General features: G+C 48.1%; 24 protein-coding genes. 17 read left to right on the top strand and 7 right to left on the bottom strand.

Going from position 1 to position 20,269, the window contains the following annotated elements:
• The first annotated feature begins 18 nt into the window (after window positions 1-18).
• The 6 genes from ACQQ6X_RS10855 (at window position 19) to ACQQ6X_RS10830 (ending at window position 5,350) form a co-directional block, all read left to right on the top strand.
• Window positions 19-147 (top strand): paeninodin family lasso peptide, encoded by a 129-nt coding sequence (locus tag ACQQ6X_RS10855; protein ID WP_013369856.1) that lies wholly within the window; start codon window positions 19-21, stop codon window positions 145-147.
• Window positions 148-280: 133 nt separating this feature from the next.
• Window positions 281-1,330 carry a dephospho-CoA kinase gene (locus ACQQ6X_RS10850; protein WP_305165321.1) on the top strand — a complete coding sequence of 350 codons (1,050 nt, stop codon included), beginning with the start codon at window positions 281-283 and terminating at the stop codon, window positions 1,328-1,330.
• Entirely contained in the window at window positions 1,308-1,610 is a 303-nt protein-coding gene (locus ACQQ6X_RS10845; RefSeq protein ID WP_305165320.1) for a lasso peptide biosynthesis PqqD family chaperone, read from the top strand. The genes ACQQ6X_RS10850 and ACQQ6X_RS10845 overlap by 23 nt, the downstream gene beginning before the upstream one ends.
• Before the next feature lies 1 nt (window position 1,611).
• Entirely contained in the window at window positions 1,612-2,097 is a 486-nt protein-coding gene (locus ACQQ6X_RS10840) for a lasso peptide biosynthesis B2 protein (RefSeq protein WP_305165319.1), read from the top strand.
• A 50-nt stretch (window positions 2,098-2,147) separates the two neighbouring features.
• Window positions 2,148-3,470: a nucleotidyltransferase domain-containing protein gene (locus ACQQ6X_RS10835; RefSeq protein WP_430493580.1), complete on the top strand. Its 1,323-nt coding sequence runs from the start codon at window positions 2,148-2,150 to the stop codon at window positions 3,468-3,470.
• A gap of 20 nt (window positions 3,471-3,490) precedes the next feature.
• Window positions 3,491-5,350, top strand: coding sequence for an ABC transporter ATP-binding protein (locus ACQQ6X_RS10830; RefSeq protein WP_305165640.1), 1,860 nt, complete (start codon window positions 3,491-3,493; stop codon window positions 5,348-5,350).
• Between the two features lie 18 nt (window positions 5,351-5,368).
• On the opposite strand, the gene ACQQ6X_RS10825 is transcribed toward ACQQ6X_RS10830, so the two are convergent.
• Window positions 5,369-6,283 carry a Ku protein gene (locus ACQQ6X_RS10825; RefSeq protein WP_305165317.1) on the bottom strand — a complete coding sequence of 305 codons (915 nt, stop codon included), beginning with the start codon at window positions 6,281-6,283 and terminating at the stop codon, window positions 5,369-5,371.
• 172 nt (window positions 6,284-6,455) lie between these two features.
• Between ACQQ6X_RS10825 and ACQQ6X_RS10820 the strand changes: the two genes are divergently transcribed.
• On the top strand, window positions 6,456-6,695 hold the full coding sequence (locus ACQQ6X_RS10820) for a hypothetical protein (RefSeq protein ID WP_305165316.1): 240 nt from the start codon (window positions 6,456-6,458) through the stop codon (window positions 6,693-6,695).
• Between the two features lie 54 nt (window positions 6,696-6,749).
• Window positions 6,750-6,929 (top strand): H-type small acid-soluble spore protein, encoded by a 180-nt coding sequence (locus ACQQ6X_RS10815; protein ID WP_063207844.1) that lies wholly within the window; start codon window positions 6,750-6,752, stop codon window positions 6,927-6,929.
• 154 nt (window positions 6,930-7,083) lie between these two features.
• On the opposite strand, the gene ACQQ6X_RS10810 is transcribed toward ACQQ6X_RS10815, so the two are convergent.
• The 5 genes from ACQQ6X_RS10810 to ACQQ6X_RS10790 all read right to left on the bottom strand — a co-directional run bounded on the left by ACQQ6X_RS10810 (window position 7,084) and on the right by ACQQ6X_RS10790 (window position 11,408).
• A complete protein-coding gene (locus ACQQ6X_RS10810) occupies window positions 7,084-7,740 on the bottom strand; it encodes a 3-oxoacid CoA-transferase subunit B (RefSeq protein ID WP_063207847.1) in 657 nt (218 codons plus the stop codon).
• On the bottom strand, window positions 7,733-8,401 hold the full coding sequence (locus tag ACQQ6X_RS10805) for a CoA transferase subunit A (RefSeq protein WP_305165315.1): 669 nt from the start codon (window positions 8,399-8,401) through the stop codon (window positions 7,733-7,735). Before ACQQ6X_RS10805 ends, ACQQ6X_RS10810 begins: the two co-directional genes overlap by 8 nt.
• Before the next feature lie 38 nt (window positions 8,402-8,439).
• Complete coding sequence (locus tag ACQQ6X_RS10800; RefSeq protein WP_149035732.1) at window positions 8,440-9,180, bottom strand: acetoacetate decarboxylase; 741 nt, start codon at window positions 9,178-9,180, stop codon at window positions 8,440-8,442.
• A gap of 53 nt (window positions 9,181-9,233) precedes the next feature.
• Window positions 9,234-10,418 (bottom strand): acetyl-CoA C-acetyltransferase, encoded by a 1,185-nt coding sequence (locus ACQQ6X_RS10795; protein WP_305165314.1) that lies wholly within the window; start codon window positions 10,416-10,418, stop codon window positions 9,234-9,236.
• 459 nt (window positions 10,419-10,877) lie between these two features.
• A complete protein-coding gene (locus ACQQ6X_RS10790) occupies window positions 10,878-11,408 on the bottom strand; it encodes a cysteine hydrolase family protein (protein WP_305165313.1) in 531 nt (176 codons plus the stop codon).
• Window positions 11,409-11,542: 134 nt separating this feature from the next.
• Here ACQQ6X_RS10790 and tsaE point away from each other — a divergent pair, with 134 nt between their 5' ends.
• Genes tsaE through tsaD form a run of 4 tightly spaced genes read left to right on the top strand, consistent with a single transcriptional unit; the run spans window position 11,543 to window position 14,455 of the window.
• A complete protein-coding gene (tsaE, locus tag ACQQ6X_RS10785; protein WP_305165312.1) occupies window positions 11,543-12,022 on the top strand; it encodes a tRNA (adenosine(37)-N6)-threonylcarbamoyltransferase complex ATPase subunit type 1 TsaE in 480 nt (159 codons plus the stop codon).
• A 3-nt stretch (window positions 12,023-12,025) separates the two neighbouring features.
• Complete coding sequence (gene tsaB, locus ACQQ6X_RS10780; RefSeq protein ID WP_305165311.1) at window positions 12,026-12,862, top strand: tRNA (adenosine(37)-N6)-threonylcarbamoyltransferase complex dimerization subunit type 1 TsaB; 837 nt, start codon at window positions 12,026-12,028, stop codon at window positions 12,860-12,862.
• 16 nt (window positions 12,863-12,878) lie between these two features.
• A complete protein-coding gene (rimI, locus tag ACQQ6X_RS10775; RefSeq protein WP_305165310.1) occupies window positions 12,879-13,394 on the top strand; it encodes a ribosomal protein S18-alanine N-acetyltransferase in 516 nt (171 codons plus the stop codon).
• Entirely contained in the window at window positions 13,391-14,455 is a 1,065-nt protein-coding gene (gene tsaD, locus ACQQ6X_RS10770) for a tRNA (adenosine(37)-N6)-threonylcarbamoyltransferase complex transferase subunit TsaD (protein WP_305165309.1), read from the top strand. The genes rimI and tsaD overlap by 4 nt, the downstream gene beginning before the upstream one ends.
• 546 nt (window positions 14,456-15,001) lie before the next feature.
• Here tsaD and ACQQ6X_RS10765 read toward each other — a convergent pair.
• Window positions 15,002-16,966 carry an ABC-F family ATP-binding cassette domain-containing protein gene (locus ACQQ6X_RS10765; RefSeq protein ID WP_305165639.1) on the bottom strand — a complete coding sequence of 655 codons (1,965 nt, stop codon included), beginning with the start codon at window positions 16,964-16,966 and terminating at the stop codon, window positions 15,002-15,004.
• Between the two features lie 268 nt (window positions 16,967-17,234).
• On the opposite strand from ACQQ6X_RS10765, the gene ACQQ6X_RS10760 reads away from it, so the two are divergent.
• The 5 genes from ACQQ6X_RS10760 to tatC all read left to right on the top strand — a co-directional run bounded on the left by ACQQ6X_RS10760 (window position 17,235) and on the right by tatC (window position 20,252).
• On the top strand, window positions 17,235-17,882 hold the full coding sequence (locus tag ACQQ6X_RS10760; RefSeq protein ID WP_305165308.1) for a 5-formyltetrahydrofolate cyclo-ligase: 648 nt from the start codon (window positions 17,235-17,237) through the stop codon (window positions 17,880-17,882).
• 45 nt (window positions 17,883-17,927) lie between these two features.
• Window positions 17,928-18,416 carry a cyclic pyranopterin monophosphate synthase MoaC gene (gene moaC, locus ACQQ6X_RS10755; RefSeq protein WP_064795433.1) on the top strand — a complete coding sequence of 163 codons (489 nt, stop codon included), beginning with the start codon at window positions 17,928-17,930 and terminating at the stop codon, window positions 18,414-18,416.
• Between the two features lie 113 nt (window positions 18,417-18,529).
• Window positions 18,530-19,012: a MogA/MoaB family molybdenum cofactor biosynthesis protein gene (locus tag ACQQ6X_RS10750; RefSeq protein WP_013369877.1), complete on the top strand. Its 483-nt coding sequence runs from the start codon at window positions 18,530-18,532 to the stop codon at window positions 19,010-19,012.
• Window positions 19,013-19,114: 102 nt separating this feature from the next.
• The gene (locus tag ACQQ6X_RS10745; RefSeq protein ID WP_149035740.1) at window positions 19,115-19,375 is read left to right on the top strand and encodes a twin-arginine translocase TatA/TatE family subunit; all 261 of its coding nucleotides are present in this window, start codon (window positions 19,115-19,117) and stop codon (window positions 19,373-19,375) included.
• A gap of 112 nt (window positions 19,376-19,487) precedes the next feature.
• A complete protein-coding gene (gene tatC / locus ACQQ6X_RS10740; RefSeq protein WP_064795431.1) occupies window positions 19,488-20,252 on the top strand; it encodes a twin-arginine translocase subunit TatC in 765 nt (254 codons plus the stop codon).
• The last annotated feature ends 17 nt before the right edge of the window (window positions 20,253-20,269 follow it).

Raw genomic sequence — 20,269 nt, 5'->3', positions numbered from 1 at the left:
GAGAGGGGAGGTGATGAGATGAGTAAAAAGGAATGGCAGGAACCGACAATTGAGGTGCTGGATATTAACCAGACTATGGCGGGTAAAGGCTGGAAGCAGATTGACTGGGTGTCAGACCACGATGCCGATTTGTATAATCCTAGCTAATAGCATTATACATGGGCCATGCTGGGCTGAGAGCCAAATAGCTTTATGATCACGAGCCGTCTTTATTTCTTTGGGGGTAGGTTGGACCCAAAGAAATAAAGACGGGATTATAAGAACAGGGGAGTGGTCCTTCGTGCATGACAGGAGTACCCATATCCATCGGGTGAGATATACAGCCTTTGGGCTCAGGATTGCCAGTGAGCTGACTTTACCTGAGCTCATCCCGGCAGAGCCGGGAGTGAAAGAGGATGTAGTCATTCGACAGGCTGATTTGTCAGCATGGCGGGAGCAACTGGAGCAGACCAATTTTGTAATGCAGGGTGAACGCTTTATGTTCCAGATCCCGGGCACGGCCATTTATGCGATCAGAGAAGGCAAGGAAATCGAGGTAAGTATGCTGCCCGGGGCTGATCCTGACACTGTGCGGTTGTATATACTGGGTACATGTATGGGGGTTCTACTGCTGCAAAAACGGACTTTACCTATTCATGGAAGTGCGGTCGTCATCGGAGGCCGGGTCTACGCATTTGTAGGTGAATCCGGCGCGGGAAAATCGACGCTGGCTGCTGCGTTTAGACAGGCAGGCTATCAGATGGTTAGTGATGACGTAATTGCTATAAATGTTACGGCTTCCGCAGCTATCGTATATCCGGCATATCCGCAGCAAAAGCTGGGGCTGGAAAGCTTGCTTCAATTGGAGGCTCTACAGGAGAAGCATGTACGACATAAAGAGCACGTTCTTTCCCTAACGGACGGCAATCCTGCAATGCCACAATACCGAGATTTGCGTAAGATTGCAGGTGAGTTCAATAAATATGCGGTGCCTGCTGTGAATGAATTTTATAATGATCCGCTTCCTCTAGGCGGCGTATTCGAGCTTGTGAACGATTCATCAAACGGTGAGCTGATGCATGAAGGGGAGCCAGTGATGGTTACGGAACAGCCCTTGAACAAACTGGAGTGCTTGCATACATTGCTACAGCATACATATCGTAGGGTAATCATTCCGCGAATGGGTTTGGGTGAATGGTATTTTGATACAGCGGCCCGGATGGCTCAGAAGGTGGAAGGCTGGCGGCTGCTGAGGGACAGCTCCTTCTTCACGGCGTCCGAGGTTGTACAGCGAGTACTTGAACTCATTCATAAGGAGGAACAGAGTTATGGCAGCCACGAATTCAGCTAAGGATCATTATCGCGTCACGTACGGTGAAGAGGTCTATGTAAGTGATATGGATGGGGAAAAAGTAATGATAAGTATTCATACCGGAAAGTATTATAATTTGGGCTTCACAGGAGGACGAATCTGGGAACTGGCAGAATCCAGTCCTTCACTTGGAGAGATCGTAACTGTCCTGACAAATGAATATGAAGTGGACGAGGAACAGTGCAGGCAGCAGGTACATACTTTTATAGCTGAATTGGAGCGGGAAGGATTGTTGAGACTCCTGCCGGAGTCGGACTGACATGCGGATACAACGGCTTTTTCTCTTGCCTCCAAAGGTCAGGAGATTGTTGCCGGAAGCCTGGCTGGAGCTGGGATGTGCGAGGTTTCGCCAGCGCCGTTCTTTTGGAGATTACTCAGGGGCTTGGGGAATCTGTATGGAAGAAACCTCTTGGCAGTGCGAGGACGGGCAGGAGGAGTATATCCGTCACATTTCACAAGCGGTGGATGTGGCCAGTCGTTATACTCCTTGGCGCAGTAGCTGTCTTGTACAAGCCGCAGCCGCTATGACGTTGCTGGGACGCAGAAAACTGGACTGCACCTTGTATCTGGGCACAGCTAAAAATGCTGCGGGCCGATTGGCAGCACATGCATGGGTACGCAGCGGACCGATCTATGTTACGGGAGAACGAGAGATGAAAGAATTCACCGTGGTGGGGATATTCGGAAGACACGCAGTGACAGCTACAAATACGAAGATAGCGGATAAAGGCAGTTCTCTGTTTTAGTGCGATACAAAAGAACAAAGAACGTTCAAAGAGTCAAAGGAGAAGAATCCATGGCCACCAAGTCTATTTGGGAACTTGCTAACTGGAACGAGGATCAGGAATTAACATTATTACTCTCTCTACTTCGTAAAGACGTCAACCTATGGCAGGATACGGCGACTCTTTCCCAGTTACAGGAGATGGATTGGTCCCGCTTGCTGCGTCTGACAGAACATCATCGCGTGGTGCCTACGGTGTATCTCCAGCTAAAAACGTCAAATCATCCGTTCATTCCCGCAGAATTGCTGCGATACCTTCAGGGGCAATATCAACGAAACACGCTGCGCATGCTCCAGCTTCAAGCAGAAGCAGAGCGTCTGACCAGGCTGCTCACAGCTCACGGAATCCGTGTCCTGATGCTAAAGGGGCCTGCTCTGGCGCAGCAATTGTATGGAGATGTTTCCCTGCGTACCTCTAAAGACATCGATTTACTCATCGCCCCGGATGACATGGATGAGGCGGAGCATTGGATGATGGAAGCCGGATATGCGTCCAAAAGCGGGGAAGTGCGCGTCCTTGGCAGCTGGAAGTGGAAGGATCATCATGCCTCCTTCCTACAGCTGCAAAAGAGAGTCGAAGTCGAGTTGCACTGGCGGCTTCACCCGGATGGGGGGCGGGAGCCCTCCTTTGACGAGCTTTGGGACTGCCGGCAAATGAGTAAAGCTGCAGGCGAACAAGCCAGTCGGATGGCATCAGCGACTTCTGTAGAGTGCAGGACGGTGACGACGTCCTGTATGTATACGCTTGGCAGCCAGCATCAATTTTTATACTTGAGCGCACACGGAGCGCGTCACGGCTGGTTCAGGCTGCGCTGGTTAGTTGATATCGACAGGCTTGCTGTGCGCGCAGTCGATTGGGGGGCGCTGCTTCCTCTGCTGCGCCGTTACGGAGGCCTGCCTGCGGGCGGGCAGGCTTGGGCGCTGGCCGCTGCGCTGCTGGGTACGCCGATCCCGGAGCCGATGCGTCCAATATCGGCTACCCGACAGGCACACAGGCTTGCGCTGAGCGCGCTGGCCTTTATGCAGTCCAGCGTACCCGCGCCGTACCCGGTTGCCACTGGGACGGGTACAGACAGACTCGCTCGATCAGAGCTGTTGCCCAGCGTAGCTTTGACCGAGCCGATGAAGACCCCCCCTACAGGGGGCGGTACTTCGGTTAGCCGCGCTTACTTGCTTTCCTTAAAGGAGCCGAGACATAGATTATGGTATTTCATCAGCCGTTTGTTTCCTTCTACGAGGGATTCAGTCGTTTTTCCACTGCCTCGCCAGCTACATTTTTTGTATATTCCTTTACGTCCATTTCTTTGGCTGAAGCGGAGATTTTCAAAGCACTGATCTGATAAGGAGTGTACATGATGACTAAAATGCGATTATATATGACCAAGCTGTATGGCGTGAACGGCGGGGCGTTATTTCTCAATATTGGATGTATGATTATCGTCAGCCTACTGGAGAGTGTCGGCATTTATATGCTTGTTCCGATGCTGGCGGCCATCGGCGTATTCGGCGGTCATTCCGAAATGCCATTTCTGTCGGATACGTTTGATTATCTGTTACCGCACATTCCTAAAAGCTGGCTGTTGCCGGGGATGTTACTGCTTTTTGTAGTGCTGCTTACAGGGCAGGCTTTGCTTCAGCGTTACCAGTCCATTCTCAGCTCGCGGATTCAGCAGCGTTTTATGCGTTCCCTTCGCATAGACGTATACACTTCCTTTATGAAGGCGCAGTGGGCTTTTTATTTGCGTCAGCGCAAATCTGATTTTAGCCATGTGATGACGACCGAGTTGGCGCGCGTCAGTCAGGGAACCAATTTGCTCCTTCAACTGGTCACAGCCGTCATGTTTACGCTAATCCAGATTGCGCTGGCTTTTTGGTTATCCCCTTCTTTAACCGGGCTGGTGTTTCTGAGTGGATTGGTGCTGTTTGTCGTGTTCCGTCGTTCCATCCGAAATGCCAAACAATTAGGTGATCGTACTACTGAGCTGTCACAGGCTTATTTTGCCGGAATTACGGATCATATGAACGGGATGAAAGATATTAAAAGCAATCTGCTAGAAGTGGCGAATATCCGCTGGTTTCACTCCCTGACGCAGCGCATGGAGGATAATACGACTCAGTTTGTTCGGCAAAACGCGACCACACAGTTTTTTCATCGCATAGCGGCAGCTATTTTTGTCGTTAGCGTCCTATTTGTGTCGCTCCAGTGGCTGCATGTTACACCTGAAAAACTGATTGTGCTCATCCTTATATTTTCCCGCTTATGGCCCAGGTTTGCCCTTATCCAAGCGAGCCTGGAATATATCATGTCTATGGTCTCTGCTTTTGAAAGTGTAACTAAAGTACAACGGGAATGTGAAGCATTCTCAGATTCCTCGTTGATTGGGCTTACTTCCTCTGAGACTCACGTTCAATTCGATTCATCGGAACATCAGCTAGCATCTGTATCTGTGCGGCAACCCTTGTCTCTTCATAATGGAATAGAATGCACTCGTCTGGATTATTGCTACGAGGGTGCAGCAGAGCCTGCGCTGCGTCAGATTAATTTGTTTATACCCGCCCGGGGAATGACCGCCATTGTTGGGAAATCAGGAGCAGGTAAAAGCACCATGGTCGATGTGCTGATGGGTTTTTTACGCCCAACGAGGGGGCAGATTCAGATCGATGGGCATGTTTTGGACGACGAATTGCTGCCGCTGTGGCGACAGTCCTTTGGCTATGTATCACAAGACCCATTTCTGTTCCATGCGACCGTCCGCGAAAATTTAAAGCTGGCCGATAAGGATGCTACTGAACAGCAGCTATGGGAGGCGTTACATTTTGCAGCCGCAGACCACTTTGTATCCAGACTGCCAGAAGGGCTGGACACAGTTATTGGTGATCGCGGGATTCGTCTGTCCGGGGGAGAGCGTCAACGGCTGGTCCTTGCGCGGGCTATCTTGCATCATCCTCCTGTACTCATCTTGGATGAAGCAACAAGTGCGCTGGATGGTGAGCATGAAGCCGCAATTCAGGCAGCATTGGAACGGATGAAAGGTCAGATGACGTTGATCGTGATCGCTCACCGTCTGTCAACGATCAGACATGCGGATCAAATTGTTGTCCTGGATCAAGGCGAGATCATTCAGCAGGGGAACTACCACCAACTGGTAGAAGAGGAACGGGGGGCGTTCAGTCAGCTGCTTTCGTACCAAAGCACTGTCAGCGCCGCCCCTTAGTCAGACTTTTCTGTAAGCTCAAGTTTCTTTACGTTTAGCAGGGCTTCTTCTCTTTTTGACTGGAGCTGGAGAGACGTCGTCGCCTGCGACAGCCTGCTGTGCTGTCACGGCAGCTGGCTTACGCGCAGCGCGTTTTTTCGCACCAGGACCGGGGTCGGTAACGACTGGCTTTACTGCTTCGATACTGGCTTGGAGGGCAGCCATCAAATCTACCACATTCGTTTGAGGCTGTGTTGGGGCAATGCGCACCTCTTCTCCAGCTACTTTATGCTGGATAAGATCCAGCAGTCGCTCGCGGTACTGATCCGTATACTTTGCTGCATCAAAAGGGGTAGACAGCTGCTCAATCAGCATTTTTGCCATGGTCAGCTCCTTTTCTTTAACCTCCTCCTGTCCGGGCAAGTTGGGAACTTGTGCAATGGGACGAATTTCGTCCGGGTAAAACATAGTTTCCACCGCCAAGCATTCATCCAGTACGCGAATGGCGGCCAGGCTGCTTTTCGAACGAATGGAGATTTGCGCAATCCCGATTTTTCCGGTATCCTTCATAGCATTCATGAGCAGCTTATACGCATTGGAGCCAGCCTGGTCCGGGGACAGATAATACGTTTTCTGAAAGTAGATCGGATCAATTTCCTGTAAATCCACAAAATCCAAAATCACGATATTTTTATCGGCTTGTCCGCTAACTTGCTCCAGTTCCTCCTTGTCAAACATGACAAATTTTCCCTTTTCATATTCGTATCCTTTTCCAATTTCCTCCCATTCAACTTCCTTATCACAAACAGGGCACTTTCGTACATAGCTGAGTGGGCTTCCACACTCCTTGTGAATATAACGCATGGAAATGTCCTTGTCTTCAGTAGCTGAAAACATTTTAACTGGCACATGAACCAGCCCGAAGCTGATCGCGCCTTTCCAGACCGTATGCATACCGCCAGTCCTCCTTTTTTAATCCGCATTTTTCATTTTTCACTTAGTATGCTTCGTACAAAAGATTGTATGAGGGGCAAATGAAGGCTGCGAAATTGCTTTGATTTGCGCATGGTTTCGGCTTTTTTGGTGAATGTTAAGCCATATCCGATTCAAAGGAGGTACACAATGGATGCCTAGAAAACTCTATCCTCGGCAGATTAGTCATCGTGTGGGTCAAAGTCACATTGCCTTTCGAGGGCCTGCTGGAGGCGAACAGGATGCATTGCCGCCCGAGTTTGCCCTTTCACATGGAACACAGCCGCCTTTTCCTGTAGCTGTGGCTCATGTAGACATGGAGGCTGTAGTTTCAACCTCGCCTTCTGATAGCTTTCCTTCATTAGATGTTGAACGGATTATAGATGAAGATTAGGTCACAATATTTCTAAATATGTTGTACAAAAACAAGCAGCCAGGAGGAAAACAGATGAACGTGGAACGAGCAAAAGCCATTTATGATTCATCCGACACGATTGCCGTCCAATTGGATGGTAAACCGATTTGGATTGAGCATGTAGATGAAGCGAATGGTATGGCAACGGTACAGATTGGCAGCAGACCCGGCGATACACAAACTGTTCGTGTAGATCGATTAGAAGAGCAGTAGGAGAGGGATACCAAACTAAAAAGGCTCGCAATTGCTCAATGAGCAATTAGCGAACCTTATTTATATCCTAAACGCGATCTGAAGATGGAAAGACAAGTTAAACGCCAGACAAGTTAATTTGAAAGGTGGAGATGGTGTTCCATGTCTACATCTTTTACACTGCCATGGTCTTCAAATGTGGTGAAACGATCAGTTCAGCCTCTGTTGCCTTTTGAACATCTTCCACCGACAAACCTGGAGCAATTTCCTTGAGCATGAGCCCTTTACCCGGAATAACATCAATGACAGCCTTTTCAGTTACGATGGTCTTTACAACATTTACAGCGGTGAGGGGCAGCTTGCATTGTTTTAGTATTTTTGGCGCCCCATTTTTGTTCACATGCTCCATGGCTACAATCACTCTCTTGGCTCCAACCACCAAATCCATTGCTCCGCCCATGCCAGGCACCTTTTTCCCTGGGATCATCCAGTTAGCCAGGTTGCCTTTTTCATCGACCTCCAGGGCACCCAAAACAGTAACATCCACATGCCCTCCACGTATAATGGAGAATGAAAGCGCACTGTCTAGAAAACAGGCTCCTTTCACGGTTGTAACATAGTTTCCGCCTGAATCGATACAATCGACTCTTTCTTTTCCCGGGGCCGCTTTGGGTCCAACGCCGACGATCCCGTTCTCCGCCTGCAGCATAATATTAACGTTTTCAGGGATGTAGTCCACTGCCATTGTAGGCAATCCAATGCCAAGGTTGACCACTTCGCCATCTTTGAATTCCTGGGCTATTCTTCTAATAATCAATTCTCTGTTATTCATTGTCTTCACCCACCTTTACAATCGCATCGACAAATATTCCAGGAACGTTGATATGATTGGGGTCAATTTCCCCGGCCTTTACGTATTCGTCGGTCTGCGCAATTACATACTCGGCTGCGGTGGCCATAACCAAATTGAAATTGCGTGAAGTGCCGTTGATGACAAGGTTCCCCGCTTCATCAGCTTTATGGGCTCTGATGAGCGCCACATCGGCTTTCAGCGGCAGTTCGAGCAAATATTCTCTTTCGTCAATTTTGATCTTCTTTTTTCCTTCCTCTACAATGGTGCCTACACCTACAGGGGTTAAAAAACCACCCAAACCGGCTCCACCTGCACGTATTTTTTCAGCAAGCGTTCCTTGCGGGAAGAGTTGAACCTCAGCTTCTTTTGTCATCAGGAGTCTTCCCGTTTCCGGATTGGAGCCGATATAGGATGCAAAAATCCGTTTGACTCTGCCACTTTTCACAAGTCTATAAATAGATAATTCCGGTGTGCCTGTATCATTGGAAATAATCGTAAGATTGTCAGCGGAATTGGTGTCGACAAGCGAACGCACCAGTTCTTCCGGAATGCCTCCTTGCAGAAAACCTCCGACCATCACCGTATCTCCGTTTTTGATTTTCTGAACTGCTTCTTCAGCGGAGTTTACCTTTTTATTCATGGTTCCGTCTCCTTATCTATTTTTTAGGAAAGCAAACTTTATTGGAGATAATCGTAGAGAACTCTTCCATATGGAAGTGTTAAATCGGCAATAAAATGTTTTCCGCCAATATAAGATTTAACCGGCAAATCTGCCACAGGAGCATTGACATGTGGGATCAAGCTTAATCTAGCAGGCCCTGACCAGGCGCCTTTTACGGTAATATTTTCAATATTGTATGCCACTAGCTGAGCAATTTTAGGAGTTCCGTCTACATCAGGAATTAATTTCAAATTAACTTGCGTTTTTGCGATAGCTTTAGCCGTCTCCTTTTCATCAAGCACGTTATATTTGAAAGGGGTGGTTCCCATGGCTACCAGGACGTTATTGTAATGCAAGGTACCCGTCAGCGTCTCAGTATCCTCAACGACCAGGCGAGGTTTCGCCCATTTTTTCGGAAATCCCCAGATCTCACGTCCCCCCAGAATAGCAGGTGCATTATCCAAATACATTTGGGCAACAAAATTACACGGTTCTCCCTGATAAGTACACGGAATGACAATACCGCTTTCCTCATAGCTTCCCAAACCGGATGAATCGGGCATTTTGATCCATTCATAGGAGACCGTATTGCTTCCATCTGGCTGAAGGGGTTCCGGGACCGCCTGTCTAATCGCAGCGGGATCGGATTCATAGGTAATAATAAAGAATTCCCGGTTGATGAAGCGGCATGGCGGGCGTCCATAACTACCACTGGCCGCAGGCATGGATTGGAGTGAAAGTACATCTTTTTGATTCATAGCGATCTCCCTTCGTTTATAAGAGGTATTTTTACAAGTCACCTTGGAAAACTTTAAATGAGAGCATTTTCAACCAGCATGGCTATTCCCATTCCCGTTCCAATGCATAACGAGACTACGCCATAACGTGAAGATCTGCGCACCATTTCATGAACTAACGTAACCAATACCCTAGCACCGCTTGCACCAACAGGATGACCGATTGCGATCGCGCCGCCATTGACATTGACCTTCTCTGGACTAACTCCAAGCTCTTTTTGCACCGCTAGTGCTTGTGCAGCGAACGCTTCATTGATTTCAAAAAGATCAATAGAATCAATCGACATTCCCTGTTTCTGCAGCAGTGACGAAATGGCTTTTACCGGTCCCATTCCCATATATGCAGGGTCAACACCAACAAGCGAGTAACCTTTGATATAGGCCAACGGCTTTAACGCATGTTCCTTACATTTGTCTTCCGACACGACTAACATAGCCGCCGCACCATCATTGATGCCCGAAGCATTTCCGGCAGTAACCGTTCCGTTCTCTTTAAACGCAGGCTTTAAGTTTGAAAGTTTTTCTTTCGTCGTATTTTCTCTTATGTGTTCGTCCTCTGTGAAATAAGTAGTTTCTTTTTTGTTTTTGATCATGACCGGAACAATTTGCTCTTCAAAAAACTTGTTGTTTTTTGCTTCGGAAGCCTTTATCTGGCTTTCATAGGCGAATGAATCTTGCTCCAGTCTTGAGATTCCATATTTTTCGGCAACATTTTCTGCGGTAATTCCCATATGGTAATGGTTGATTGGGCATGTTAGGCCGTCGGCCACCAGGGAGTCTACCAATTCACCGTTGCCAAGCTTGTAGCCGTTTCTTGCATTTTTTAGCAAATAAGGGGCGTTCGACATGCTCTCCATGCCTCCAGCCATGACGATGTTTCCTTGTTCCGCCAATATTGAATCGTAAGCTAACGCGACGGCATGAAGTCCTGAACCGCAAACCGTGTTTATCGTTGATTCAGGTACATCAATGGGGATACCTGCTTTTAGTGCCGCCTGTCTGGCAGGATTTTGACCATTGCCTGCTTGAAGAACATTTCCCATAAAAATTTGATCAATCAAAGAAGGCTCTAATTTACTTTGCTGAAGGCATGCCGTCATTACGGTTGCTCCCAGTTCAGGAGCGCTCAAGGGCGCAAGGGTTTTATTAAACGAACCGACCGCTGTTCTCAACGGGCTTACTATAGCTACTTTTTTCATAAAAACTCACATTCCTTTCGCTGTGTTCGAGGACACAATACATCCATGACTGCACTTCAATTTGTAATTTCCGGTTCTAACCTACGAAACGCAGAGACTGCAAGATACATTTACATGCGGGCATATCATGGTGTCTAGACAGTGAGTATGACGGTCCGATCGCCTTCTTTCCTGGATGGAAATTAAAACCAGAATTATCATAGTTCTAATACAGTTTTTGCTCAATGTTCAAATTTTTACATAAATCTAAATACAGATGTTTATGGAGCCATATCATTCATAATAATTAGGCCATTCTAACGTTTTCTGTTAATTACTTTATTTTTCTGAAAGTTGTGATCAAAAATTGAATTTTCTGTTAAATATGAAATTTCAAATCAAGCTATGAAAAAGTTTTCTTGAACAAAAAAGAAGCCGATTGCTTGAAAGCAATCGGCTTGGAGCATAAACTTCAAAAACTCAAGAAAAATGTACATCTGCTGTCGCAAGCAAACGTGCAAAACGATTCCCTAGCGTTGCATTGTGGTGAGCTACAATCTGTTCGCCGCTCAGCGCCTTGCTATCAAATGTACTATGCGCATCTGATACAAGTACGTTGTGCTGGTATCCCAGACTATAGGCGTTTCGGCAAGTCGTGTCGAGACAAAATTCAGTCTGCATCCCGGCAATAATCAACTGATCTGCCCCCAATTCCTGGAGCACATCACCCAATTCAGTCTGGTAGAAGCTGTCCCAGGATGATTTACGGACAATTCGTTCATGAGGAAGAGGACGCACTACGTCGGCGATAGCCCAGCCTATACTGTTTTCCCGGAAATCCTCATCTACTTCATCAGTATGCTGCACAAAAATTACCGGTGTGCCGGCAGCTCTGGCTTGAGTCAAAAGCTGTTGCAAATGTGCGACAACCTCCTGCTCACGATATAGCTTCTCATCATACATGAACATAGCCTGCTGAACATCAATCAAGAGTAAAACGGTTTGCCCCATCGGTTCGATTCCCTCCCTGTGTGTATTATCTAACTACAATAGCATGTCTACATGCCTTGCGGCGACATAAGGTGAACTATATAATAAAGAACAAGTTGGAACGGTCCGATGCGGACGAAAGGTGATTAAAAGAGATGACAATTTCGCAGGAACAGTGTGTATTCCGTTCAGTCTCAGAGGCACAGACCGGGACACTAGCAGGCTTTTTGGCAGCCAAAGCGGTTCCCGGAACCGTAATTGTGCTGGATGGAGATCTGGGAGCGGGTAAGACTGCTTTTTCCAAGGCTTTTGCCAGCCATTTAGGTGTGCCGGGTATCGTAAATAGTCCAACCTTTACCCTCATTAAGGAGTACGAGGGTCGATTGCCTTTGTATCATATGGATGTATACCGGATTTCCCAGGACGAGGCGGAGGATCTTGGGCTGGACGAATATTTTTACGGGACAGGAGTATGTCTGGTGGAATGGGGTAGTATCATACCGGATATGTTGCCGGATCACCGGCTTCACATGTATATAGAAACAACGGATGTAGGGGAGCGCTTGATTCACCTGACCGGGTACGGCGAGCCTTATGAACAATGGTGCCGCAGTTTGCGGGAGAATGGAGTTTGAACCATGCAAAGAGAGCATACAGATGTAAATGAAAAGCCGCGTGAGCGGTTTTTGGCGTTAGATACAGCGACGACCGTAATGGCGGCTGCCCTGATGAATGGAAAAGAGCTGCTGGGAGAAAGTAACGTTTTGGGTGAACGCAATCACTCGGTGCATGTTATTACCGAGCTGGAACGGCTCTTGAATGAATCAGGACTGACACGCGATGATGTGGACGGTCTTGCCGTAGGTGTTGGACCGGGATCTTACACCGGTATCCGAATTGCGGTGACAGCAGCCAAAACATTAGCTTGGGCCTGGGGAGTGCCGGTGACTTCCATTTCCACTTTGCAGGCTTTGGCATGGGGTGGATCGAGCCGTGGTATCGAGCTGAAGGGGCAAGAAGGTAAACATGAGTCTGTGCATAACGGCTCGTCTGGGGCCCAGACAGCAGACTGGATTGTGCCTGTGCTGGATGCGCGCCGTGGTCAGGTGTACACGGGACTGTTCGCCGTGAATACTGTTAACGATATCGGCAGCCCGCAGCGGTTAGAGCCGGATGCCATCCGGTTGATGACTGCGTGGACGGATGATCTGCTGCAACGTTTGGAGGCATTGCCTGCCAAAGAACGTCCTGCGGTTATTTGGCTCGTCGGTGAAACGGCAGTTCACGCCGAAACAGCCGAGCGTTTGCGTGCATGGAGCGAGCTTCGTATTGTACCTTATGAGCTGGAAGGAAAATGGGTTGGCCGCCTTGGGGCGGATAAGCTGCTTCGTCAGGAACATGACGAGCTACATACGCTGGTTCCGAATTATACCCAGCTGGCGGAGGCGGAAGCCAATCTGCTTCGCCAGCGCTGAAGAGGCGGTGAGCAACATGGCAAAGAACATACAGCGGGATGAGAAGCTTGAGTTTCGCTTAATGCAACTGGATGACATCCCCGATGTGCTGGAGATTGAGCATGAAGCGTTCACGTTGCCGTGGACGGAGGAAGCCTTCCGCAATGAGCTGACGATGAATCATTTTGCTAAATATATGATTATGGAACTTAATGGACGAGCCATTGGGTACGCAGGCATGTGGACGATTATGGATGAGGCCCATATTACGAATATTGCGGTCCGCGAGGCATATCGCGGACGCAAGTTTGGAGACAAGCTGTTGGATGAGCTGATGCTGACCGCCTCTTATTTAGGGATGGAACGTATGACTCTGGAGGTACGGGTAACGAATCGGATCGCGCAGGGCTTGTATGAGAAAAAGGGCTTTAAGCCTGCAGGTGTGCGCAAAGGCTATTATTCGGATAATAACGAGGATGCTGTGATCATGTGGGCGGATCTTCCCGCACACGGGGCATCCGGTGAACAGGAAGGAAGCGTGCAGGAGCAATGACGCAAGCGGAAAAAACAGGTACAGGCTCTGCCAGCGGTGAGCCTTGCTATATACTGGCAGTGGAGACGAGTTGTGATGAAACAGCTGTGTCCGTCGTGAAAAATGGCACAGAGGTGCTTTCGAACCTGATTTCTAGTCAGATTGAAACACACAAAGCCTTTGGCGGGGTTGTGCCAGAGGTAGCATCACGCAAACATGTGGAAAGCATTACTTATATGCTGGACGAGGCTATGCAAACATCGGGAATCAGCCCCCGCGAGATTTCAGCAGTTGCAGTGACACAAGGACCAGGATTGGTTGGCGCATTGCTGGTTGGAATAGTGGCCGCCAAGAGTGCGGCTATGGCGTTCGGCAAGCCGCTAATCGGAACGCATCATATTGCGGGACATATTTATGCGAATCAGTTGGAGCATGATATTGTGTATCCCTGCATTGCTCTCGTGGTATCAGGAGGGCATACTGAGTTGGTACTGATGGAGTCCGAGGGTCATTTTCAGCTCATTGGTCGTACAAGAGATGATGCGGTTGGAGAAGCCTACGACAAAGTAGCGCGAGCCATCGGATTTCCGTATCCTGGCGGTCCGCATGTGGACCGTGTAGCCCATGAATCGGAGGAAGTGGTTACTTTGCCACGCGCATGGCTGGAGCCGGATTCTTATGATTTTAGCTTCAGCGGCTTGAAATCTGCAGTGCTGAATGTAATTAACCAGACGAAAATGCGCGGAGAAACCGTTCATGCGGGGGCGATTGCAAGAGGCTTTCAAGAGTCGGTCGTAGAGGTGCTGGTGGAAAAAGCGATTCGCGCTATGCGTGAATACGGGGCGAAGCAACTGCTGCTTTGCGGCGGTGTTGCTGCTAATCGTGGATTGCGTACAGCATTGCGGGAGCGCTGCGAGCGTGAAGGCATCGAACTGCTTATACCATCCATGAAATACTGTACAGATAATGCAGCGATGATCGGTGCAGCGGCATACGCCAAGTGGAAGCGTGGAGAATTCACCTCATTGGACATGAAAGCTGATCCAGGGCTGTCTCTGGAAGAGTGGTCTGTTCAAACTTAATTGAACGAATAGGAAGGACACGACACGTCTTTAGGGTCGTGTCTTTTTTGTTTCGCGCTATACATATATAAAAATATAATTTCAAGAGGATAAAATACAGGAGTTTGAGCGCATGAATGCCAGTAGCTTATTTCCTCGCATGATTCGTCACAATGGTTTACGATTTTTCATGATCCAGCAAAAAAATATGAAAATTTGATACTGCCCGAATAATGATGTGATTTGTCAAGTTGTGAACAAAGTTATCCACATATACCGTCCGAAATGTGAATAAACAAGCTGAAAGCAAGCAGGCTAAGACTTTTAAGAGATAGCCGGATGGGGGATATATCATAGCTATAGCGAATGTGAAATCTGTGGATAATGTGGATAAAAGAGTGGATAAATTTGGTTTTCATTTGAAGTTGGCGTTTTATCAATAAAAAAATGGCCTAAAAGGCCATTTTTCAATATCGTTCATGCACAAAAGCTGTGGATATTCTTGTGTACAAAAAATAGAAGAGGAAAATGTGAAATTTTTATGGCTAGGATTTTATGCAGCAGCTTTTATACCTCAAGCAGTTCCTCCCAGGATGCATAGGTTTCGGTCAATTCCTGTTTATGGGTGTCGAGTTGTGCCTGAATACTCTGAAGCGCCGTGTAATCCTGATAAATCTCAGGCAGAGTCATTTGTTCCTCTAAACCTGCAATTTGTTCTTCCAGCGTTTTGATCTTGTTTTCCAATGCCTCCAGCTTGCGTTGACGGCTGCGTTCCTCGCTTTTGGCTTGTTTGTCTGCCGCATAGGTGGCCGCACGTGATTTGGGGGTGGTCTCGTCTGTTGCTGATGCAGAGGAAGACGATGTTTTGCCACGACTGCTCTGACTTGCTTCGAGAGCTTCCTGCGCTATTTCTTCCAGCTCTTGTTTTTTGGCTACATAGTCATCATAATTCCCCAGGAAATGTTCTATACCTTCAGGATGCAGTTCGATAACACGCTCAGCCATTTTGTTAAGGAAATAACGGTCATGGGAGATGAACAGCAGTGTACCGTCATAGTCCATCAACGCCGCTTCCAGCACTTCTTTGCTAAACAGATCGAGATGGTTGGTAGGCTCATCGAGAATTAATACGTTGGCTTCACGCAGCATTAGTTTGGCCAGGGATACGCGTGCTTTTTCTCCTCCGCTTAATGAAGCTATCTTTTTCAGTACATCGTCACCGCTAAACAGGAAATTACCCAGCACTGTCCGAATCCGTGCTTCTTCCATATGAGGGTACTCGCTCCACAACTCCTCCAGTACGGTATTGGCGGGGTTCAGGTTTGTCTGCTCCTGGTCATATAAGCCGATTTTGATTTTTGTCCCCCAATGGATAGACCCGGCAGCCGGTTTAAGTGAGCCGGTCAGGCATTTAAGCAGCGTCGATTTACCGATCCCGTTCGGACCAATCAATGCCACCGTATCTCCTCGCTTTAAGTCAAAGGAGGCATGCTGGAATAAAGGCTTTTTGCCCTCATACGCTACGGAAAGATCGCGCACCTCTAATACTTCTTTACCCGACATATAGGCGGTTTCAAAAGAAAAATGGGCTTTTTTTAAATCGCCCATAGGTCGATCCATGCGATCCATTTTATCTAGCTGCTTGCGGCGGCTCTGGGCACGTTTGGTTGTAGAGGCTCGCACGATATTGCGCTGTATAAATGCCTCCATACGGGCGATTTCTTCTTGTTGCTTTTCGTAATGCTTGAGATTTGTTTCGTACTCCGCAGCCTTTAGCTCCATATAGCGGCTGTAATTGCCTGTATAGCGAGTGGAGCGATGGCGTTCGATTTCAACAATCGTTGTCACCAGTCGATCCAGAAAATATCGGTCATGTGATACGACCAGCAGTGAGCCGGAGTAGCCGCGCAAATAGTCTTCCAGCCAGGTCAGTGTCTGAATATCCAGATAGTTGGTAGGCTCATCGAGCATAAGGACATCTGGAGCGAGCAGCAGGATGCGTGCTAGCGCAAGCCTGGTTTTTTGACCTCCGCTCAGGGTGACTACAGGCGTCTCGGGTGCAAATGAACCAAAGCCCATGCCGTGCAGCACACTGCGAATACGGGTCTCCATTTCGTAACCGCCGTGATCCTTGAACCAGTCTGAGCGTCGTGCATAGCGTTCGAGCAGATCGGCATAACGCTTTTCGTTCTGCGCATTGGCCGGATCGGCGATTTCCTGCTCCATTTGCCGAAGCTCTCGTTCTGCTTCAATCAGCGGTGCGAACACCAGCATCATTTCATCCCAGATCGAACGGTCAGAATCCAAACCGCTGTTTTGCGCCAAATATCCGATGCTGGTTTCCTTTGCTTTAAAGATTTGTCCACTGTCATACGATATTTCACCAGCAATGATTTTGAGCAGGGTCGATTTGCCTGCACCGTTCACACCTACTAGTCCAATACGTTCACGTTCCAATATTTGAAGGTTAATCCCGTCCAGAACGGGCTCAATTCCATAAGATTTCGTAATTCCGGTTACTTGCAATAGCATAGCGTATCGTTCCTCCATTACAATTTGCACAGTTCTGCCTGCCTTTTTCGCAGGTACCTTCCTTCCAGTTTACATGAAATTACCCACTATTGCACTGCTTTCACTCCCCAAACCCTTGAGCCTCGTGTAGTCAATTTGTATAAACAATGATAAACTTAAACGAGAAGTGAAAAAGAATGAAAAAAACTTGCAACGTACAGCACTTACTGACAAATGAACTATTGTAACGTTTGGATGATTATCGACGATTGTGCGGGAGGGCGGATATGTGGATGTCTGTAATGTGAAGAACGCGCTGCGTGTACAGCAACGGGAAGCGCGTGACTCCATGGACCCGCTGACAAGGCAGAAGGCATCGGCTGTGGCCTGTCGGCATGCAATCGAGGCATGGGAGCAGCTTAGAATAGACAGAAATGGGGATAAGCTAACCTTATTTAGTTATCTCTCTTTTGGCAGCGAGATTTTGACGACTCCCCTCATTGAGCATTGCTGGTCACAGGGAGATCGTGTCCTGGCCCCGAGAGTGGATTCGGTAACCCGAACTATGGAGCTGAGGGAGATCAATCAGTACGGAAATATGGTGCCCGGCGTATGGAACATCCCTGAGCCTGCATTGACATGCAAGGAATGGTTGCCTGAAATGTGGACGGGAATCGACTGGGTGGTTGTCCCCGGCTTGGCCTTTGATCGTCGTGGAGGCAGGATCGGCTATGGCGGAGGTTACTATGATCGCTTTACCGCACAGGTAGAGGCAGAGAAGCGTAATAACGGTTCCGTAGGTCCGCTGTATGTCTCGCTGCTGCTACCGGGACAATTGTTAGCACAAGTACCCATGGAGCCAGGAGATTTGCGAGTGGACGTGCTGTTTACACCGGAAGGACGCTTCGATTGTGATCATGGCAAAATCGACAAATGATGAATGAAGTAAAGTTGGGTATGTGAAAGGAGCTGTGAGGGAGTCGTGGATTCCTTTACTCATTTTAACGAACAGGGACGAGCTCGTATGGTAGATATTTCGGGCAAAACGTCTACGGTTCGTACAGCAGTCGCCGTGACTCAGATTACGATGGATCCGGCTACATTGACGGCTGTAAAAGAAGGAAGAATTGGCAAGGGTGATGTTCTTGCTGTAGCCCAGGTCGCAGGGATTCAAGGTGCGAAAAAAACGTCAGACTGGATACCGATGTGTCATCCGCTGGCGCTAACAGGCGTGAACATTACTTTTTCCGATAATGGACATGATGTGCTTCATATTGAAGTTGAAGTGAAGACCGAGGGTAAGACAGGTGTAGAAATGGAAGCTTTGACAGCGGCTTCAGCCGCAGCGTTAACCGTGTATGATATGTGCAAGGCGCTGCAAAAAGATATGATCATCGGCCCTACCATGCTGCAATCCAAAACGGGTGGCAAGCATGGGGATTTTCAAAGGGAGGACCACCAGAAACCTTGACATAGACAACATTGTCGCCGAGAGGGTACTGTGATGTGATGGAGGATGCAGCGCGGCTGTTTCTGATTTTCAGAAGAGAAAGTATTCTTTCATGATAGGAGAAGGGTGATCTTATGGTGTGGAAAACGGCGATCCTAACAGCCAGTGATAAAGGGGCAAGGGGAGAGCGTGAGGATACAAGCGCACAGGTCATCCGGGAACTCGTCGAAGAAGAACTGGGCGGAGAGATTGTGGAATACCGGATCGTTCCCGATGAACCGGATGAGATTATTGCGGCTTTAATCGAAATGACCGATTATTTTCATGCAGACTTGGTGCTAACTACAGGCGGAACCGAACTGGCGATCCGTGATGTGACACCTGAGGCGACCAGACGGGTCGTGGAACGGGAAGTGCCAGGTATGGCGGAAGCCATGAGAATGATCGTGATGCAGAAAAATCCGGCGGCCATGCTATTTCGTGGAATCGTGGGGATACGCGGACGTACGCTGATTGTCAATTTGCCAGGAACGCCCAAAGGCGTGCATGAAAATTTGGCAGCGATTATGGATCAACTCCCGGAAGCGTTGCTAATGGTGACAGGTCAGTTCCGGTAGAAGGCAGCCCGTGTGTGTGGTATGATACCTGTAAGAATTTTTAAGGCCGTATACGGACATAGGTTTTCATTTTGTTCGTCAATATAAGGAGGATTACTACACATGCCCAATATTGGAGCACCGGGTTATATTTTGTTAATTATTCTGGCGCTGCTGCTCTTTGGTCCGAACAAGCTGCCCGAGCTGGGCCGAGCTGTAGGGCGTACATTCCGTGAATTTAAAAACGGGGCACGCGATATTTTATCTGAAGATGAACGGACTGAGCGTAAAGAAAGCAAAGATAGCAAAGATAGTGTGGTCCAAGCATCACAGACGACGTCTTCAGAAGTTCAACCTCAGCCCGAGGATAAACGCTTGTCATAGATTTAGTTATTTATTATTGCTGTTTGTATAACGAACATGAGCCTCTTCTTCAGTGAAGGGCTTTATTTTTTAGGAGGCGCTGCTGCGTCCCGTTCAGAAAGGAGGAATGGACTTGTCCCCACCAGAGCATGAAATGCCGCTAATGGAACATCTAGGTGAGCTTCGTCGCAGAATAATTTATGTGCTGATTGTATTTGTATTGGCACTGGTTGGTGGTTTGTTCGCGGCGGGTTCTGTCTATGACTGGCTTATTCGATCCGGTTCGGCTCAAGCTTTTCAGTTAAACGCATTTTCCTTTTGGGACGGGATTGGTATCTACATGAAGATCGCTATGATCATTGGCATTGCAGTGGCCTTGCCGTTTGCCTGCTACCAATTGTGGAAGTTTGTCAGCCCGGGATTAAGGCCGCAAGAACGGAGTGCAACTTTGCGATATGTGCCTTATGTGCTGCTTTTGTTTATGATTGGCGCTGCTTTTGCTTATTTCATTATTTTCCCGATGGCGATTCAGTTCACATCGTCCGTCACCAAAAGCATGGGATTGCAGGAAACGTACGGTATTGCACAATATTTCACCTTTATGTTTAATATTGTGCTGCCTGTAGCGCTGCTGTTTGAACTCCCCCTGCTGATTATGTTTCTGACAGGGATTCGTGTACTCACCCCGATGCGGCTTCGCAAGTGGCGGAAGATTTCTTATTTCCTGCTTGTTTTTGTCGCTGTTGTGATCACTCCGCCGGATTTTATATCCGATTTTTTGGTGGCGATTCCGTTGTTGGTGCTGTATGAAGCGAGTGTATATCTGTCATCGGTCGTGTACCGTAGACAACTGCGTGCACAGGAAGAACGGGAAGCCCAATTGCGTAATTTTTCTTAAATCTATCAGCATTGCTG

Origin of the sequence: Paenibacillus ottowii, assembly GCF_050516475.1 — a bacterium.
In the GTDB taxonomy this organism is placed as follows: Bacteria; Bacillota; Bacilli; order Paenibacillales; family Paenibacillaceae; genus Paenibacillus; species Paenibacillus ottowii.
The sequence above is the reverse complement of the archived record's forward strand: the minus strand, read 5'-3'. Positions and strand labels throughout refer to the sequence as shown.

Coding starts and splice junctions, on each gene's coding strand:
- ACQQ6X_RS10855 (WP_013369856.1), top strand. CDS start 19: ATGAGTAAAAAGGAATGGCAGGAACCGACAATTGAGGTGCTGGATATT.
- ACQQ6X_RS10845 (WP_305165320.1), top strand. CDS start 1,308: ATGGCAGCCACGAATTCAGCTAAGGATCATTATCGCGTCACGTACGGT.
- ACQQ6X_RS10840 (WP_305165319.1), top strand. CDS start 1,612: ATGCGGATACAACGGCTTTTTCTCTTGCCTCCAAAGGTCAGGAGATTG.
- ACQQ6X_RS10835 (WP_430493580.1), top strand. CDS start 2,148: ATGGCCACCAAGTCTATTTGGGAACTTGCTAACTGGAACGAGGATCAG.
- ACQQ6X_RS10830 (WP_305165640.1), top strand. CDS start 3,491: ATGACTAAAATGCGATTATATATGACCAAGCTGTATGGCGTGAACGGC.
- ACQQ6X_RS10825 (WP_305165317.1), bottom strand. CDS start 6,283: ATGCATACGGTCTGGAAAGGCGCGATCAGCTTCGGGCTGGTTCATGTG.
- ACQQ6X_RS10820 (WP_305165316.1), top strand. CDS start 6,456: ATGCCTAGAAAACTCTATCCTCGGCAGATTAGTCATCGTGTGGGTCAA.
- ACQQ6X_RS10815 (WP_063207844.1), top strand. CDS start 6,750: ATGAACGTGGAACGAGCAAAAGCCATTTATGATTCATCCGACACGATT.
- ACQQ6X_RS10810 (WP_063207847.1), bottom strand. CDS start 7,740: ATGAATAACAGAGAATTGATTATTAGAAGAATAGCCCAGGAATTCAAA.
- ACQQ6X_RS10805 (WP_305165315.1), bottom strand. CDS start 8,401: ATGAATAAAAAGGTAAACTCCGCTGAAGAAGCAGTTCAGAAAATCAAA.
- ACQQ6X_RS10800 (WP_149035732.1), bottom strand. CDS start 9,180: ATGAATCAAAAAGATGTACTTTCACTCCAATCCATGCCTGCGGCCAGT.
- ACQQ6X_RS10795 (WP_305165314.1), bottom strand. CDS start 10,418: ATGAAAAAAGTAGCTATAGTAAGCCCGTTGAGAACAGCGGTCGGTTCG.
- ACQQ6X_RS10790 (WP_305165313.1), bottom strand. CDS start 11,408: ATGGGGCAAACCGTTTTACTCTTGATTGATGTTCAGCAGGCTATGTTC.
- tsaE (WP_305165312.1), top strand. CDS start 11,543: ATGACAATTTCGCAGGAACAGTGTGTATTCCGTTCAGTCTCAGAGGCA.
- tsaB (WP_305165311.1), top strand. CDS start 12,026: ATGCAAAGAGAGCATACAGATGTAAATGAAAAGCCGCGTGAGCGGTTT.
- rimI (WP_305165310.1), top strand. CDS start 12,879: ATGGCAAAGAACATACAGCGGGATGAGAAGCTTGAGTTTCGCTTAATG.
- tsaD (WP_305165309.1), top strand. CDS start 13,391: ATGACGCAAGCGGAAAAAACAGGTACAGGCTCTGCCAGCGGTGAGCCT.
- ACQQ6X_RS10765 (WP_305165639.1), bottom strand. CDS start 16,966: ATGCTATTGCAAGTAACCGGAATTACGAAATCTTATGGAATTGAGCCC.
- ACQQ6X_RS10750 (WP_013369877.1), top strand. CDS start 18,530: ATGGTGTGGAAAACGGCGATCCTAACAGCCAGTGATAAAGGGGCAAGG.
- ACQQ6X_RS10745 (WP_149035740.1), top strand. CDS start 19,115: ATGCCCAATATTGGAGCACCGGGTTATATTTTGTTAATTATTCTGGCG.